The 17,229-nt window shown below is 40.8% G+C and carries 17 protein-coding genes and 1 rRNA gene; 8 read left to right on the top strand and 10 right to left on the bottom strand.

What is annotated here, in order from left to right; all coding sequences use genetic code 11:
* Positions 1 to 3: 3 nt before the first annotated feature.
* The 7 genes from rpmJ to C9J47_RS17430 all read left to right on the top strand — a co-directional run bounded on the left by rpmJ (position 4) and on the right by C9J47_RS17430 (position 4,178).
* On the top strand, positions 4 to 117 hold the full coding sequence (rpmJ, locus tag C9J47_RS17400) for a 50S ribosomal protein L36 (protein ID WP_006232360.1): 114 nt from the start codon (positions 4 to 6) through the stop codon (positions 115 to 117).
* Positions 118 to 261: 144 nt separating this feature from the next.
* Entirely contained in the window at positions 262 to 618 is a 357-nt protein-coding gene (gene rpsM, locus C9J47_RS17405) for a 30S ribosomal protein S13 (RefSeq protein WP_006232361.1), read from the top strand.
* Between the two features lie 19 nt (positions 619 to 637).
* Entirely contained in the window at positions 638 to 1,027 is a 390-nt protein-coding gene (gene rpsK, locus C9J47_RS17410) for a 30S ribosomal protein S11 (protein WP_005370963.1), read from the top strand.
* A gap of 27 nt (positions 1,028 to 1,054) precedes the next feature.
* Positions 1,055 to 1,675: a 30S ribosomal protein S4 gene (rpsD, locus tag C9J47_RS17415; RefSeq protein WP_006232362.1), complete on the top strand. Its 621-nt coding sequence runs from the start codon at positions 1,055 to 1,057 to the stop codon at positions 1,673 to 1,675.
* A 23-nt stretch (positions 1,676 to 1,698) separates the two neighbouring features.
* Complete coding sequence (locus C9J47_RS17420) at positions 1,699 to 2,688, top strand: DNA-directed RNA polymerase subunit alpha (protein ID WP_006232363.1); 990 nt, start codon at positions 1,699 to 1,701, stop codon at positions 2,686 to 2,688.
* A 33-nt stretch (positions 2,689 to 2,721) separates the two neighbouring features.
* On the top strand, positions 2,722 to 3,105 hold the full coding sequence (gene rplQ, locus C9J47_RS17425) for a 50S ribosomal protein L17 (protein WP_006232364.1): 384 nt from the start codon (positions 2,722 to 2,724) through the stop codon (positions 3,103 to 3,105).
* 92 nt (positions 3,106 to 3,197) lie between these two features.
* Positions 3,198 to 4,178 carry a glycosyltransferase family 4 protein gene (locus tag C9J47_RS17430; RefSeq protein ID WP_107254630.1) on the top strand — a complete coding sequence of 327 codons (981 nt, stop codon included), beginning with the start codon at positions 3,198 to 3,200 and terminating at the stop codon, positions 4,176 to 4,178.
* Between the two features lie 56 nt (positions 4,179 to 4,234).
* Here C9J47_RS17430 and C9J47_RS17435 read toward each other — a convergent pair whose 3' ends face one another.
* The 10 genes from C9J47_RS17435 to C9J47_RS17480 form a co-directional block, all read right to left on the bottom strand.
* Complete coding sequence (locus C9J47_RS17435; RefSeq protein WP_107254631.1) at positions 4,235 to 4,930, bottom strand: CpsD/CapB family tyrosine-protein kinase; 696 nt, start codon at positions 4,928 to 4,930, stop codon at positions 4,235 to 4,237.
* Positions 4,927 to 7,881: an SLBB domain-containing protein gene (locus C9J47_RS17440; RefSeq protein ID WP_107254632.1), complete on the bottom strand. Its 2,955-nt coding sequence runs from the start codon at positions 7,879 to 7,881 to the stop codon at positions 4,927 to 4,929. The genes C9J47_RS17435 and C9J47_RS17440 overlap by 4 nt, the downstream gene beginning before the upstream one ends.
* A complete protein-coding gene (locus C9J47_RS17445) occupies positions 7,878 to 8,660 on the bottom strand; it encodes an OmpA family protein (RefSeq protein ID WP_107254633.1) in 783 nt (260 codons plus the stop codon). The genes C9J47_RS17440 and C9J47_RS17445 overlap by 4 nt, the downstream gene beginning before the upstream one ends.
* Positions 8,657 to 8,968, bottom strand: a complete 312-nt coding sequence (locus tag C9J47_RS17450) for an STAS domain-containing protein (protein ID WP_107254634.1) — start codon at positions 8,966 to 8,968, stop codon at positions 8,657 to 8,659. Before C9J47_RS17450 ends, C9J47_RS17445 begins: the two co-directional genes overlap by 4 nt.
* A 57-nt stretch (positions 8,969 to 9,025) precedes the next feature.
* Positions 9,026 to 10,819: a sugar transferase gene (locus tag C9J47_RS17455; RefSeq protein WP_107254635.1), complete on the bottom strand. Its 1,794-nt coding sequence runs from the start codon at positions 10,817 to 10,819 to the stop codon at positions 9,026 to 9,028.
* Between the two features lie 24 nt (positions 10,820 to 10,843).
* Entirely contained in the window at positions 10,844 to 11,917 is a 1,074-nt protein-coding gene (locus C9J47_RS17460; protein ID WP_107254636.1) for a glycosyltransferase, read from the bottom strand.
* A 10-nt stretch (positions 11,918 to 11,927) separates the two neighbouring features.
* Positions 11,928 to 13,355 (bottom strand): GumC family protein, encoded by a 1,428-nt coding sequence (locus tag C9J47_RS17465; protein ID WP_006232372.1) that lies wholly within the window; start codon positions 13,353 to 13,355, stop codon positions 11,928 to 11,930.
* Between the two features lies 1 nt (position 13,356).
* Positions 13,357 to 13,695 carry a hypothetical protein gene (locus tag C9J47_RS17470; protein WP_107254637.1) on the bottom strand — a complete coding sequence of 113 codons (339 nt, stop codon included), beginning with the start codon at positions 13,693 to 13,695 and terminating at the stop codon, positions 13,357 to 13,359.
* 63 nt (positions 13,696 to 13,758) lie between these two features.
* The gene (locus C9J47_RS17475; protein ID WP_107254638.1) at positions 13,759 to 14,895 is read right to left on the bottom strand and encodes a glycosyltransferase; all 1,137 of its coding nucleotides are present in this window, start codon (positions 14,893 to 14,895) and stop codon (positions 13,759 to 13,761) included.
* Positions 14,896 to 14,979: 84 nt separating this feature from the next.
* Positions 14,980 to 16,314 (bottom strand): O-antigen ligase family protein, encoded by a 1,335-nt coding sequence (locus C9J47_RS17480; protein WP_107254639.1) that lies wholly within the window; start codon positions 16,312 to 16,314, stop codon positions 14,980 to 14,982.
* A gap of 731 nt (positions 16,315 to 17,045) precedes the next feature.
* Here C9J47_RS17480 and C9J47_RS17485 point away from each other — a divergent pair.
* Positions 17,046 to 17,229, top strand: a 16S ribosomal RNA gene (locus C9J47_RS17485); the annotation flags it as partial.

Consider the following 17,229-nt stretch of genomic DNA (forward strand, 5'->3'; position numbering starts at 1 on the left):
GCAATGAAAGTTCGTGCTTCCGTTAAGAAAATCTGCCGTAACTGTAAAGTTATTAAGCGCAACGGTGTTGTGCGTATAATTTGCATTGAGCCGAAGCATAAGCAACGCCAAGGCTAATTAGCAGAAATATTTCTTGCAAATTGAAGGTAGGTTGGCTAAATTAGCCAACCAATCTTTTGTGTGTGCAAAGAATTGTACCACCACTGCGTATCCTAAACGGGCTCTGCAGTGGTTATTCTTGTAAAGTACTAGGAGTGAATAGTGGCCCGTATTGCAGGCATTAACATTCCTGATCAAAAACATTCTGTTATCGCGCTTACCGCGATTTACGGAATCGGTAAAACTCGTTCTAAGGCTGTTTTAGCTGAAGCGGGTATTGCTGAAAGTGTTAAGATCAGTGAATTATCTGAAGAGCAGATCGATCTACTGCGTGATGGTGTAGCTAAATACACTGTAGAAGGTGATCTACGTCGTGAAGTTTCTATGAACATCAAGCGTCTTATGGACCTTGGTTGTTACCGTGGAATCCGTCACCGTCGCAGTCTACCTCTACGTGGACAGCGTACTAAAACCAACGCACGTACCCGTAAAGGTCCGCGCAAGCCGATCAAAAGATAGTCGGATAAGGTAGAGTACAATGGCAAAGCAACCAACTCGCGCTCGTAAGCGCGTACGCAAGCAAGTAGCTGATGGCGTAGCGCACATCCATGCTTCTTTTAACAACACAATCGTAACCATTACAGACCGTCAAGGTAATGCTCTTTCATGGGCAACTGCAGGTGGTTCAGGTTTCCGTGGTTCTCGTAAATCTACTCCGTTCGCTGCACAGGTTGCTGCTGAACGTTGTGGTGAAATGGCCAAAGAATATGGCGTAAAGAACCTGGAAGTTATGGTTAAGGGACCTGGTCCTGGTCGTGAGTCTACAATCCGTGCATTAAATGCAGCGGGTTTCCGTATCACTAACATTGTTGATGCGACTCCGATTCCTCATAACGGTTGTCGTCCACCTAAGAAACGTCGCGTATAACGTTCCTAGGAATATTGGAGAAAGAACATGGCAAGATATTTGGGTCCTAAGCTGAAGCTTAGCCGTCGCGAAGGCACTGATTTATTCCTTAAATCAGGCGTACGTGCGATTGATACCAAGTGTAAAATTGATAACGCGCCGGGCCAACATGGTGCTCGACGTGGTCGTCTGTCTGACTACGGTGTTCAGCTTCGTGAGAAGCAGAAAGTTCGTCGTACATATGGCGTATTAGAAAAACAATTCCGTAACTACTATAAAGAAGCTGCTCGCCTTAAAGGCAACACAGGTGAAAACCTGCTTCAGCTTCTTGAAGGTCGTTTAGATAACGTAGTTTACCGTATGGGTTTTGGTTCTACACGAGCTGAATCACGTCAACTGGTAAGCCACAAAGCGATTCTAGTTAACGGTACAGTCGTAAACGTTCCTTCTTTCAAGGTAGCGGCAAACGACGTTGTTAGCATTCGTGAGAAAGCTAAGAACCAAGCACGCATTAAAGCAGCTCTTGAAGTTGCTACACAGCGTGAACTACCGACTTGGGTCGAAGTAGATAACAGCAAACTAGAAGGTACTTTCAAGCGCCTTCCAGAACGTTCTGATTTGTCTGCCGACATCAACGAACACTTGATCGTCGAGCTTTACTCTAAGTAAAGCTATAGTTAAGAGAGGACACAATGCAGGGTTCTGTAACAGAATTTCTTAAGCCGCGTCTTGTTGATATTGAACAAGTTAGCACGACGCACGCAAAAGTAACTCTAGAGCCACTAGAGCGTGGTTTTGGCCACACGCTAGGAAACGCTCTTCGTCGTATTTTATTATCTTCAATGCCAGGTTGTGCTGTAACTGAAGTAGAAATCGATGGTGTGTTACATGAGTACAGCACCAAAGAGGGAGTTCAAGAAGATATTCTCGAGATCCTTTTAAACCTTAAAGGTCTAGCCGTTAAGGTTGAGGGTAAAGATGAAGTTATTCTTACTCTGAACAAGTCTGGTGCAGGCCCTGTTGTTGCAGGTGACATCACCCATGATGGTGATGTTGAGATTGCGAACCCAGAGCACGTAATCTGCCACCTTACTGATGACCATGCTGAAATTAGCATGCGCATCAAGGTAGAACGTGGTCGTGGCTATGTACCAGCATCAGCTCGTATTCACACTGAAGAAGATGAGCGTCCAATTGGTCGTCTGTTAGTTGATGCAACTTACAGCCCAGTTGACCGTATTGCTTACGCTGTAGAGGCAGCTCGCGTTGAACAACGTACTGACCTTGATAAGCTAGTAATCGATATGGAGACAAACGGTACACTTGATCCTGAGGAAGCTATCCGTCGTGCAGCAACTATTCTTGCTGAGCAACTGGATGCATTTGTAGATCTTCGTGATGTACGAGTTCCTGAAGAGAAAGAAGAGAAGCCAGAGTTCGATCCGATCCTACTGCGTCCTGTAGACGATCTTGAACTAACTGTTCGCTCTGCTAACTGTTTGAAAGCAGAAGCGATCCATTACATCGGTGATCTCGTTCAGCGTACTGAGGTAGAGCTTCTTAAGACTCCAAACCTTGGTAAGAAGTCTTTGACAGAAATCAAAGATGTGTTGGCATCACGTGGTCTTTCTCTAGGCATGCGCTTAGAAAACTGGCCGCCAGCATCAATCGCTGAAGATTAATAGTTACTGATATCTAGTTAGAAGGATTAGGTCATGCGCCATCGTAAGAGTGGTCGTCAACTCAACCGCAACAGCAGCCATCGTAAAGCGATGTTCAGCAACATGGCTAGCTCTTTGGTAAGTCACGAAATTATCAAGACTACTTTGCCAAAAGCAAAAGAGCTACGTCGCGTAATTGAGCCATTGATTACCCTAGCAAAGACAGACAGTGTTGCTAACCGTCGTCTTGCTTTCGCCCGCACGCGTGATAACGCAGTGGTAGCGAAATTGTTTACTGAATTAGGTCCACGCTTTGCTAAGCGTCCAGGTGGTTACACGCGCATTATGAAATGCGGTTTCCGTACTGGCGATAAAGCCCCAATGGCTTACATCGAGCTAGTAGATCGTCCTGCTCAGGAAGCTGCTTCAGCTGAATAAGCTTTAGTTTGCTAAATTAAGAGAAAGCCGAGTTTAAAACTCGGCTTTTTTTTTGCATGTAATATTCTTCATAGCATGGAGAATAGAATTAGATGATTTATTTATTTATCGACAGTTCAGGCTTTGGTGGTATAGAAAGTCACATATTGCAATTTGCTCTTCTGATTAAGCAACAAAACAGAAATGTTGAAGTTTTGTTTGTTGATCATTATCCCGATCACCCTCTCTATCAACGTCTCTGCACCAATAAAATTAAGTACCGTTTTTTATCTGATACAGCTCCGTCTTTATTCTTTAGTCTGCTTTTACCCTCTGATGTTGTTCATGCCCATGGTTATAAAGCCTCTTTACTCTCTCGATTCTATCGACTTAGATATTCATTTCGTGCAATAACTAGTTTCCATGCGGGAGAGAAATTAAGTGGAAAACTGGCGTCTTATGAGTATTTAAATCGAATAACAAGTTTTCTGTCCTATAATTTTGCCGTCAGTTCTAGGATTAAGCGTACTGTTCCTTTTCGTTGTCATTTGCTGAATAATTTCATTATGCAATTACCGGTGTTTAAAATGCGTTCCAAACATCAGGTTCTACAAGTCGGTTTTGTTGGTCGCCTGAGTCATGAAAAGGGAATTGATCGCTTTATTGAGTTGAGTGACCTGCTTACAGGCTGCCAGTTTCATATTTTTGGCGATGGTGATGAACAATCTCAAGTCATAGCTAAAAAGAATATTCATTGGTATGGTGCAGTTGACTCTATGGATGAACATTGGTTTTTGATTGATGTGCTTGTAATTAGTTCACGGGCTGAGGGGTTACCAATGGCGGCGCTAGAAGCGATGGCACATGGTGTTCCGGTTATCGCAACAAATGTGGGTGATCTTAGTAAATTAGTTGCTAGTGATTGGATTGTTGAAGAATCGGATTGGAAAAGATTATCTATTTTAATAGACAAGTTGGATGCTTACGATAATATCGCGTGGAGAGCGCTTTCAAAAGATTCGCATGCCAAAATTATTGATAATTTCAGTGGGGAAAGTCGCTGGGAACAAATAGAAAAAGCCTATCAATTGTGATCTCTCATCAGACTTCTCTGAAATTGCGCTTGCTGAATTTATTGCATCTATTACATCTATTGATATTTGCCTTGTAGCATTGAGTTTTGATTCAGATAGTGGGTGAGCCCTATTTTAATCTTTTTGGGAAGCCATGATGCTTTTGTGTCTAAAATTCGTAATATTTCACAGGCCAGCGATGGGTTATGTTGGTCATTCACGATACACCCTAATAAATTCACCCCTCCTTGTTTTAGCCGATCGATACTTGTAAGTACTTCACTTTCAGTTGTTTTTGCTGCTGCTATACATAAGATAGCAGCATCGCTAGCATGACAGATGTTTGCTGCTGGAAGGTTACGCCAGTTAGCCGCTGAAACAGTACCTGCATCAAAAATAATGTAGTGATAGGTTTGTTGCCAGCGCTGGATAGTATTTAACAGTGTTTGTGGTTGTCGTAGAGCCATTGTGGTTTCTTGATTTTTCGGAGGGGGAAGAATATCGAGTTGTGATGTTTTATGAATAATCGCACCCATTTCACCTGAGCCATTCGTTTCCCAGTCTGTGGCGTGATTTCCTTGTCCTGATCCCGACAGGTCAAGATCGATCAATAAAACTTTATTGTTATCTTCAGCGCAACGTCTAGCAAGCCAATAGCACATTGTTGAACTTCCACATTGTGGGCTAGCACCAGTAAAGCTAATGACTCGCGCTTCTTGTTGATGAATTTGTTGGAATAATTGGTCATATTCTTGGCTTAGCCACGGCTTCATAAGGCTGCCCCTAATACAATTAACGTGATAATGCCTAGTGCATCCCTTATCCCTTGGCGAAACTGCTCTGTTACTGAGTCATCTTGATCTGGGACGTACACCGTATCACCAGGGCGGAGTAGAGGGAGTGGGCTACGACTGGGATCATTAACATAATCTCTTAAGCTAAATGTTTGTGATTTATCACCGCAGCATGATGTATTTACGATCATTATTCTGTCGATATAGGCTTTATCTGTTGGCCCACCAGCTTCAGCAAGCAAATCTAAAATATTCATTTGTGTATTGAACGAATAGCGCCCCGGCTTATTGACGGCCCCCATTAATCGAACAACGCGTTCTGCAGGTTTATCTAGCCAATCACCTTGACGTCGGGGTACATATATCACATCTCCAGGCACAACCTTGGGGATCAATGATTCATCACCTGTTTCAAAGTATAGCGATAGATTTAATTGAGTGACTTTGGTCTTATTGCCATCACGATGACTGATTCTAATTTGACGTAAGTCTGCTTCACCGTTGGGGCCATCAGCTGCAGATAATATATCGAGAAACCCTAATTCGTGGTTAAAAGCGTAACGCCCAGGAACGCCAACTTGACCGAATACATAAATCGAATCATCTGATGATTGGCGTATCCAACTTGCTTTATTGTCGGAAGGGTCGCGAGGTAATTCATCAATAACAATAGTATCGCCAGCTTCTAATCGAGGAAGACCTGCAAAATTTCCCCCTTCATTTATAAAGCTCTCTAGATCAAAATAAATGACATTTTCTTTCCCAACTCGGCTCTCTTTAATTATGCGAATATTACTTATATTGGCTTCCTGTTTTGGGCCGCCAGCCATCGCGAGTAAATCAAGAAAGGACATTTGGCTATTCCATTTATAACGTCCAGGAGTATTGACTGCACCAATGACTTTGACTGCTTTTGTGTCTGCAACACTTTCAGTTTTTGGCACATAAATAACATCGCCAGCATTCACTTTTGGCAACACCTTTTCATTGCCTGTTTCAAAGTATCGAGCTAAATCAAAACGTGTAACTCGACTTGTTTTACCGTTTCTGTGACTAATTAATATTTCTTGAATGTCAGCTTTACTATTAGGACCATCGGCTGCAGAAAGAATATCTAAAAAACCAAGTTCTTGGTTAAAAGCATAACGCCCAGGTGCACCTACTTCACCAAAAATATAAATGGAATCTTTAGCTGCCTGCCTAATCCAACCGGCTTTATTATCGGTAGGATCATGAGGTAATTCATCGACGATGACAGTATCGCTGGCATTTAAATTAGGAAGTAAATTTGTTGGGCTTCCTTGTTTTGTAAACGCTTGTAAATCGAAAAATTGAACTTCGTGCCCTTTATTTTCAGCAGTAGATTCTTTAATTATTCGAATATTACTGAGATTAGCTTGTTGTTTTGGGCCTCCAGAGTGAGCGAGTAAATCCATGAATGTCATACTGTCATGCCATTCGTAACGACCTGGTTTATAGACAGCTCCCATAATTTTGATTGCACGATCATTGGTCACTTTTAGCCATGACTTTTCATTAAGATCAACTTTTTCCGGTATGAAAACTACATCACCGGGGGACATTGCTGGAAGGGTATATTGGGCTGGGTTCTGTGCATATTCAACCAAGTTAATTGCGATCGGAGCCTTTGTATTGCTTAATATTTTTATATTCGTTGTATCAGCAAAACGAGTTGGCCCTCCTGCATTCGCAAGAACATCGATGAAACTTGTACCCGGTGATGTTTCATAGGGCCCTGCGGCTTTTACCTCGCCCATCACGTAGATGGTTCGTGAGGTTGTGTTGATATCTTTTATTTCAATAGGAACAAAAATAATAGTACCTGGTTTAACTTCTGGCATGTTGTCTGTTTTACCAGTATCAAGGTAGGCTTTTAAATCAAATTGGCTGGGAACATTATCTGTTATGACGCGTATTTTCGTGACATCAGCATAGCGGGTAACACCCTCTGCCCGCATTAGTGCGTCGACGACATTCATGTTTGGTTTGAAGCTGAAGGTGCCTGGCTTATGCAATTCACCAAAAATGGTGACACCTTGGATATCATCGGTACTCGTTTTTTCAGGCGCTTCAATTGGGGCGAAAATGGTTGTACCTGGTTTTATTGGAGGAAGATTACTGGTATCTCCAGTTTCAAGGTAGGTACTTAAATTGAATCGATAAGACATCCCATTGGTAATCACGCGTATTTTTGTTACATCGGCATAACGAGTAACACCGTTGGCTCGCATTAATGCATCGACAACCGTCATATTAGGCTTGAAGCTGAAAGTACCTGGATTGCGCAACTCTCCGAAAATAGTTATGCCTTGTGCCTCGTCGGCATCTCCTCTTTCATGTATCGACATATCATCAAAATTCATTTCGATGTTGCCTAATAATGGAGAGGCAGGGATGAAAATAGTATCGCCACCTTTAAGGCTGGGTAGCAGAGTCTGGTCGCCAGAATCTAGATAGGCTTTATAATTGAATATTTTGGTACTGCTATTACGTAGTAACTTGAACTTATCTAATTGTGCTCCTGGTCTTGCCCCGCCAGCAGCGGAAAGCGCCATTTGTACATTGCTTCCAGGTTTAAGTGATACTGTTCCTGGCTTTTCTACATAGCCAAGCACCTTAATTCGAATCAGCTGCTCCATTATCGTGAGTTTAAATTCATCAAGGTTGCGATATATAGATGCAAGTTTTTGACGTACATGCTGTTCGGCGTCTATCACGGTTAACCCTGCAACATTGATTAAGCCTACTTCAGGTAACCGTAATTGTCCTTGGTCATTAATCGTGTATGGGGTATCAAAAGCCGCTTCACCTGGAACTTGTAAAAAAACCCGATCGCCGGGTGTTAATGTATCTCCCCATACGTAAGAGAAAGGCATTATTAGCAGAAGAAGTAGGAACATTCTTCTCATAATGATTCTCGTACTGCGTTCCAGTCTTTTAGTGAGTACACACGGTGTAAAGATTGTGCGTGATGTTCAACAAGAACTTGTGCCTCAACTTTTCTATTTGCAAGGCGTTGGGTTCGTGAGTGAGTGTCATCCATAGCCATACTTTCTCCTGCACTAAATACCGCTATTTGGTTTGATTTAACCCCCTGTTCAATCAGAAATCGTTTAACGGCTGAAGCTCTTTTCATTCCTAGTTGGATGTTGCTATCACTAGTACCTAATGAGTCGGTATGACCTGTAAGTTGAAGGTGCCAATGAGATTGGCGCTTCAATATTGTTGCGGCATAACGTAATGCTTGTTGATAATCAGGTAAGAGCTCTGCACGATTTAACGCAAATTGATTATCAAGAGCCATGAAAACAAGGAGTTTTTCTTTTAGCTCAACTTCTGAATAGCTATGGTCAAAGCATGTGGTGTGATATTCAAGCCAATCCATTTGCGTTTGAATAACAGCTTGTTGAGTCTGGTATTGAAGTAGGGTGATTTCAGCATCTTTATCAAACCCTGCTTTTGCCTCATCGCGCGCTTTTAAATAAAGGTATTCAAGCTTTTGATATTGACCCGGTAAACAAAGCTTGGCACCACGAGTTGCTAATATTTGTAGTTCAAAACTGTGATGCTCTAGTTGGCGAAGCTGTACTTGAACCGGAGGATCTGGATCATTATCCTCTACAGGCGGCCATAAAGTGCAGCCTCCTAAGGCTAATGGTGTAAGCAAGCAGATCAGTCTCCATATCATAAAAACTCCGCAGAAGTGACCAGAGGGATAACTTTATCTATTCGTAGCATTTGGATGAGCTTTCTAGGTTGACCATTAACATTGAGTAGACACAAATTTTTATTACGACTTTTTAGACGTTTGTATAAGAAAACAATGGCACCGATTCCACAAGAGTCAATAAATTGTACGTGTGTCATATCAATTACTAGCTCATTTTTTTCTGTATTACTTAAGGTTTCAAATTCAACTTCTAGTTGCCTAGCACTCTGGACATCGAATTCGTGCTCTAAAGAAAGTGCTACTGCTGGCTGGGAAAGAGTTAACATATAACCGCCTTATATAAAGATTTGGACTCATAAGGAGTAATACAAAGTGTGTGCCAGTTATTGCCCTCGCTTGGCAAACATGATGTAAGATGTTTTGAATAGAATATACAAATCCATTCGAAGCCACTGTATTGGTGAACTTAATGCGATGGCGTAAGCGTGATCCCAAGCTATTTTATTTTTAACATCCTCAAGATCATTGTCGTAGCCACTATTAACCTGCGCTAAACCGGTTAGGCCTGGTCGAAGTCCTGTCGTTCTTTCTAAATAAAATGGCAATGCATTTTGCAAATTACCGCACATTTCTGGTCGTTCAGGGCGGGGGCCGATTAAGGACATGTCGCCTCTTATTACATTAATGAATTGTGGCAGTTCGTCCAAACGTGTTGCTCGTAAAAAACGGCCAGTATTGGTTATTCGAGGGTCATCTTTTGTCGCCCATACCGCACCCGATTTTTTTTCTGCATCATTTGTCATGGTGCGAAATTTAAAGATTTCAAATAACTCTACTTTTGTTTCACTTATCTGACCGACTCGTATTTGACGATAAAATATAGGACCTGAGGAATCATATTTAATGGCGAAGGCGATGAATGGCCATAGTGGCAGTGTCAGAGTAAGACCAATACAGCTAAAAATGATATCGCTCATTCGCTTTATCGTTTGGGTCGATTGTGTTTGATAGTTACTCAGGGGCGGTAAGTGGCGCCACCCTTGCTTAAATTGTCCGTTCAAATACCGTAGCATGCCAAGTAGAGAGGAATAGTATGCCCCGACAATGTAATGAACTTTATCGATAACCTTTGAATGGATATTGATTAGCGGTAGAGATGCAATACCGTATATGGATAATTGACTAATCACCATACCCAAGGCCAATGCCGAGCCTTGTAATGCCATTAATACTGAAGTAATAAAATAACCCACGAATAGGAATGGCATCACTGTGCGAAGGCCTTTTCCGGAAGTAAACAACCAACGGACTCTCAGGTTTTTGTGGGTGAAGACGAATTGACAACGTATTAATTGTTGTAAATTACCGGCTCCAATCCTTTGTCGTCTTTGATGGTTTTCATTTTGACTTGTCGGGGCAATCTCAACACTGTTGATATTTTGATTAAAGATAATGTTAAAGCCTTGCTTTAATACCATCATCGGTAAAATGAAATCATCATTTATCGTATCTTCGGGAAGGGGAGAGTAGAGATGAGATCTCATGGCATAAAATGCCCCATTTCCTCCGATAACACTGCCCAATTGAGACTCGGCAAAACGGATATTATTTTGCCATTGCCAATATTGGTTTTCACCTTCAGAAGGAGAAGCCAGTAAATAGCTGCAAGTAATTGCACCTGTTTCTTCATTTTCAAAACTTTTAGCAACTTGTTTTAAAGCATCAATCGATATTAACGCTGAGGTATCGGTAAGAGAAATAATATCGGTTTCATTTTTTGCGTAAGTCATTAATTCATTGAGGCGAGCTAATTTTCCTCGGTTGCTTTTTTTGACCCAGAATTTAAGGCGTATTCCAGCTGCGGTAAATTGTGATTCATACTGTGCAATAATTTCAGCGGTATTATCACTACAACCATCACAGCAGATTAAAACCTGTAACTTTTCAGACGGATAATCGAGCATTAATATATTCGCGAGCTTGGCTTCAATGTAAGCCTCTTCATTATGAGCGGGCATGATGAGAGAGATACTGGGAAACATTAATGGGTCTTTGTGCTTTTCTTTTATTTCATTTTTTCTTTTATTTCCCAACCAAACTAACGCTGCGGTATAAACAAAATGGTGATAGATAATAACGGCAGTTATTACAAATAAAATGATCCATCCTAAAATCATGACAGCCTCGAGTTTAAGGTTTATTTAACAAGATAATGCTTCATATGCAGCAGTCATGGCTCTCACGTCTGCTTGGTGTTGAATGAACTGTACTGTTTGATTCGCTGCATTTTGGTCTTGCTCTAACACTTGTATTAATGCTTTTGTAAGCGCTGTTTCATCATCAGGCGGAACTAGTATTCCTGTTTGTGGGCAAATAAGATCTGGTATTGCGCCTACCGTCGTAGCAACAATACTATTGCCACAAGATTGCGCTTCCAGTAATGCAAGAGGGAGCCCCTCTTGACGGGATGGCATACAGAAGACATCAATCGCACGGTAGAAATTACGCATTTGAGCGCAATAACCAAGCCAATGTATACGATCCGTAACCAGCCATTTTTGTACTTCTGCACGTAATTGTCGAGATTGAGGACCATCACCAGCTATAACAAGGTGGTGATCTTTAGGTAGGTCATGAAGCGCCCTTATTAATGTATCAATCCCTTTTTCTTTAACCAGTCGACCGGCACAACCGATTAATTTCTTATCTAACGGTAGGTTAAATTGTTTGCGTGCGATGAGCTGATTACCTGGCGTGAAATACTGAGTATCAATTCCATTACAAATCACATGATCTGGGCTGAGTAATAATATCTTTTCTAGTTGATAGGCAACTCTTGGTGCATCAGCAATGAGTTTTACTCTATTGGTATTGAGTAAGTAACGCGTCATGCGGCACTGTTTTTTATCGGCGAGATGCCAACTATCGTGTTCAGTATGTATGTGTGTTGCTTTATGCCCCAGCAATGCTAGTCGGCTATAAAACAAAGGCCCGATATGGTGTGAATGAAGCATTGTTACATTCAGTTTTGCTATCAATTTCTTTAACTTGATAACTGTTGAAAGGTTCATACCGATAGGCTTGTTGAGAAAAAATAATTGTGATTCGAAAGTGCGTAATTCAGGCCACTGCTTTATGGCTGTTTCTTTATTGCCTTCTAGCGCGACGATATAAACTTTGTGGCAAGGGGAGGCAAATCGAGCGAGATTTAACACGAGCTTTTCTATTCCTCCAGGTTGTAGATGTTGCACAACTTGTAATGTGATGTGTTCCATTAGACTCCCCCTAAAACAGAGGTACTCGAACCAGTACCTGTGATTGTGTTAATTTGGCAATATGGTCGGTTTGATAAAGGCGTGTATCAAAGAGGATGACAACTCCTGCAAGGGAAGCGCCTAATCCAAAACCAACAACAATACCTAAGCAAAAATTGATCCACCATGGCCAATTCAGTGGTCTCTTAGGTTCTATTGGCTGCACAATCACTTTTAATTTTTCGGGTTCTTCAAAGCGACCAAGGTGTCCTGTTACTTTTGCCATCTCATAACGTTCAAATAGCTGGTTGTAAACGTTTGATTTTACATCGTAGTTTCGCTGTAATATTTTCAGTTGTTTTTCTAAATCAGCGAATTCCATCCGCTTTTCTGATAGTTCGTTGGTTTGCTCTTTTAATAAGGTAAGTTCTTCGCTTAATGCTTGTATTTGGCTTTCTGCATGTTGTAATTTTTCAAATTGACTTAATAATATCGGTTGCTTAGTTGGGTCGTTACTTTGATTACTGTTTGCGATTCGCTGCCACAGTTGATTTATTTCCTGTGGATTTAACGTTTGTTGCTCATCAACTAGACGGGATCTTTCCTGCTTTAAGCGATTAAGTCGTCGGATCACACCTTTGACGGACGAGTGTTGGTCTGTATAACTCGCGCGTAATATTGCAAGTTCAGCTTCAGATTTGACTATCTCTTGTTCTAAGATGCCAACGATAGGGTTCGTGCTCGCTAGCCTTTGGTAGAGATTTGCTCGCTTACTTTTAGCTTGTAGTAAATTCAGTTCAGTTTCACGGGTTTGATTGGCTAGTTGGAGGTCATTTTGTGCATTTGCACCTTGTAATTGAGGTAGGTTATTAGCGTTGGCTGCTTTGAATTTCGCCAGTGCACTTTCAGCTAATTCGAGATCCAATTGGGTTGTTTCTAATTGTCGTTGTAAAAAGAGTTCTGAACCATCAACAGATGCTCGTCCTGGCGCGCGTAATTTTTCTTTAAAAACATCAGAGACTTTATTTAAAATCAAAGGGATTTCTGATGGCGTTTTCCAGGTTAGGCTAAGTTGAACAAGATCATTACCAAGTAGCGATAAAGATAAGTTTTTACGCAGTAGGTTAATCATATTATCTGTTTGTAGTAAGTCATCAGGTGGTGCTAGATTTAAATCATGAGTGACATTTTCTAAAATATTTCGACTATGAATGATGACTTGCAACGCTTTAATGCGTTGTTTTAAGTTGACCGAAATTGAGAGGTCTTCCAAAAATGGATTTAGCAGTGCAGACTCTTGTACTAAAATTGTTGTCTCGGAATAATATCGCTTAGCTTTAAATAAGCCGCCCGTTGTCATTAGAATCGGCATGATAATGATCGGAATTAAAACTAAATACCGATAGCGCCATAAGGCATGAAGCAGAGGGTAGAGCCGAGCAAACAATAAATGTCGCATTTTACTGGCTCTGAATTAACAGCGTATCGGCTGCTTGCTGTGGTGCAAACTCCAACCGCATTGGTATATCTTTCATTTGTGATAATTTGTTCACCGCTTTAATACGTTTTTGGCTTTGTAATAAAGCTTTGAATTTATCGTCTAAGTTTGCAGGGCCAACGTAGACTGTTAGTTGGTTATAAGGATTGTTGTCTAAAAAAACGTTTATTTTTCGTGTTTGTTCTGCTGTTAATGATATTTGTTCTGGGCTAAAAAATAGCTCTAGTTCTTGGCTTGTTTGTGGTGAACTTGCACAACCCCATAAGAATGACATTAAAATAACGTACCCAATCCATTTCATCTTTCTCTCCTTTTTGTTTACCGCATACAGAAAGGTTTAGCAAAAAAAATGCCTAATGTGAGGTTAACTTGAATATTTCTTTTGTTTTAAGGCAGATGAAATTAATTGGAGTACTTCTTGGGCCCTATTTTCCCAGCTTTCATCTTTCACTTTATCTTGTGCTCTATTCGCATAATGTTGTCGTTCTAATTCTGATAACTGACTTAACTTATCGATTGCCTCAAGCCATTGATTAACAGTTGTTGCAATGGTGACCAGTGGTTGGTATTCCGTTGCGGCCGGAAAGTTGGAGCTAATTACTGGGCATCCAGAAGCGAGGTATTCCCTTAATTTTAAAGGATTACAAGCTTGTATTTGGGGATTGTTAACAAAAGGTAAAATGGCAATAGACCAATGTTGTAAGTACCCTGGTAGTTGATTGTGAGGACAGGCGGGTAAAAAATGGATATTCGAGAGTTGTTTTAGTTCAAAGGGGTCAACATCTTTTCTACCTACCAGGTAAAAATTCATGTGTGGGCGAGATTCTGCTAAACATTTTAGCAGTTTTATATCTAACCAATTGTTAATACTGCCATAAAATCCAATGCTAGGCTGATTGTTACATATTTCAGTAGGCTTAGAGGTCGGTTGTTTAAAGTTATTGATAGCCACACCATGAGGAAGAAGCCAGGTTTTATCTGGTGGGAACTTTTGTTGCAGAGTCGGGCTAGCGGTAAGGATGATATCGGATAGTTGAATAAGGCGCTGCTCAGCTTCTGTGACATATTGATGGTCAACACCTGCAAGGGCTGAAAAATCATCACCACAATAATAAATGACCAAATCGCTTTCACTTATCTCGAGATAGTCAACTGCTGTAGGTAGGGCTGCCCATATGATTCGATGGTATTTCTTTGGTGGAATTTGTCGTCTTAATAAAAACTGATTTATTATTTGCATGTTAGCGCTTTTAGCTAAAGGCCATACTAAGGGTTTGATTATTTTCCTTGGCTTTATAGATACTGCTGGTGGTTCATAATTTGTGAGTGCGGTAGTGATCTTTTCATTAATGCGTTTTAAATCTCGCATTGTAAGGTTGGGTTGCCTTAATCCTATGGAGTTTATCCAAGTTACAGAATGATCATGCATTAGTACTGAAAGTAAGTGTTGGCTACTTGAAGGGTGGCGCCCCCAATCTTCACCAAATACGAGAAATTCCATAAATATTCCTTAGTTTTTTTGTACTTCCGTTTTTGCAAATTGCAATTTAAGCCTTAAATTGGGTGAACTCTGCCGTAAAGGTTGTCATTGTGCCGATATTGAGTGTGCGGTCGTGACATTACTTGTCAGCCTGTCTAAGGCGATTAATAAGCTAATCAATATATATAACGGCCATGTTGTTCCTTGGGTGAGAAAGGTGCCACTAACACAAAAAGTGATCAGCCCTATCCATAACCCTTCTGCGATAGGTTTCATTTCATGATTGCGTAGGCGGTTTAGTAACCGATAGCTCAGTGTAAAAGTTCCTACAAGTAAGCAAATAAACAAAAGAAAGCCAATAAAGCCGGTTTCACCTAAAATTTGAAACCATGTACTGTGTACAGCATGATTCTTGCCGTCCCAGTGGGTAGAATAAAAAAAGTAGTTAAAATAAAAATTATCAAGTCCAACCCCTGATAAAGGGTTTGCTAGTGCCATTCTAAATGCTGCTTCCCATGCAAATAAGCGACCCATTGAAGACTCATCAATCCCTTCTTCTCCTGATCCTCCTGAAGATCGATCGCTTATACCTGCAAATACCACGAGGAGTATTAATCCAATACCACTGATTATTGAGGGAATGACAATTGAGCGGCTGCGTAGCAACATTAAAGTAAAGAAGGCGGAAGTAATACCAAGTAATCCACCTCGGCTTTGAGTGGCTATTATACCGCTGACCAAAATGATCATAAACAAGGCGGTCATAGTACGCTGTGCTTTGCTGCCTTGAAAAATATTCGTTAATGCAAAAGAAAGAGGGAATAGAAGAGCAAGAGATAAATCATTTGGATCACCTAAGATAGAACCGATATCTCGCCCAATAGTGACGCGAGTACCTTCTACTAACCCAATACCGTTGATCCGATTATATAAAGCAAGAAGAGAGAGGCTGACACCACAAAGTATTAATAAAATAGGTATCGGCTTTAATTGTTTTTGTTTAGTCGGTAGCCAGCTAATAGCAAAAACCATAATGATTATTTTAATAAAGCTATTGTTAAATGTTGCGAATGCCTCGGCTCGATTCGTCGCCAACAAACATGAGATAAAGACCCAAAAACTGAATAGTAAAAAAAATGTCTGCAACGAATGCCAATGAATCTCGTCACGCTTTAACCATAGATGGATGCATAAGCCAGCAATGCTAAATGTTGCGAGTAGCAATGGAATATGAAGTGGCATTAAAATAGGAAACGCTTCATGTAAGCGAAAATAAGAAAAAAGAATAAAGAAGACGCATATAGTAAATGAGTGATTGATGATAAATGGAAAAAGAATGATTGCGCAGAGCAATAAGCTATCAGTACCCAACAGAGCCCACGCGACATAGGTTAAGATGCACCCGCCAAACGCTAACCATAATTGATTGCATCGTTTCATTGTGCTTAGGCTCTCTCTATATATAGTGGTATATGATGGCTAAAGTGGTTTGATGTTAATGTCGGAGATGGGCAATGCTCGATCCTTCCTAAAGCATATCGTTGCGATAAGTTCATCCTAGTATTCCTTTTTGATAAGCCGCAGTATCTTTACTCATTTGCAATACTATTGATTAAGTCTGTTTCATCCTTAGTAGCCATACAATCTTGATGCCAGAATATAGGTACTCATTATTTAGCTTTTTGACAGACTCCCTCGTAAAGTTCTTTAAATAATAGCGTTGAAATTGTTCAACTTGGTGTGATAATGCCAACCTTGGTGGGAAAGTAGTCAGTTGGTTTTTTTTTGTCTTTTTTTACTTGCCAATAGTTTCAGATTATCTATAATGCGGCCCATCGAAACGGTGAGCAGCCGGTTAATCGATGCACGGATAATGAATCATTACAAAGTGCTTGACACGGTAATGCATTTGGATAAAATGTCCGTCCACTTCAAAGGATGGTTGGTGCTAAGGCGCTAATCTGATTTTTAAGTGTGTTCTTTAACAATTTGACCATGCAATCTGTGTGGGCACTCGTGAAATTTTAAGTCGAAAGATTTATCAATGAACTGAGTGACCTTAATCATCGCAAGATGACACAGTCAATTTATGCTTCATTTCTTCGTAAGAAGAACGAAACAAGAATATCAGTAAAAATCATTGAGCCGATTCGAAAGAATCAACAAAACTTTAATTGAAGAGTTTGATCATGGCTCAGATTGAACGCTGGCGGCAGGCCTAACACATGCAAGTCGAGCGGTAACAGAAAGAAAGCTTGCTTTCTTTGCTGACGAGCGGCGGACGGGTGAGTAATGCCTGGGAATATGCCTTAGTGTGGGGGATAACTATTGGAAACGATAGCTAATACCGCATAA

Source organism: Photobacterium indicum, assembly GCF_003026215.1.
Classification (GTDB): Bacteria; Pseudomonadota; Gammaproteobacteria; order Enterobacterales; family Vibrionaceae; genus Photobacterium; species Photobacterium indicum.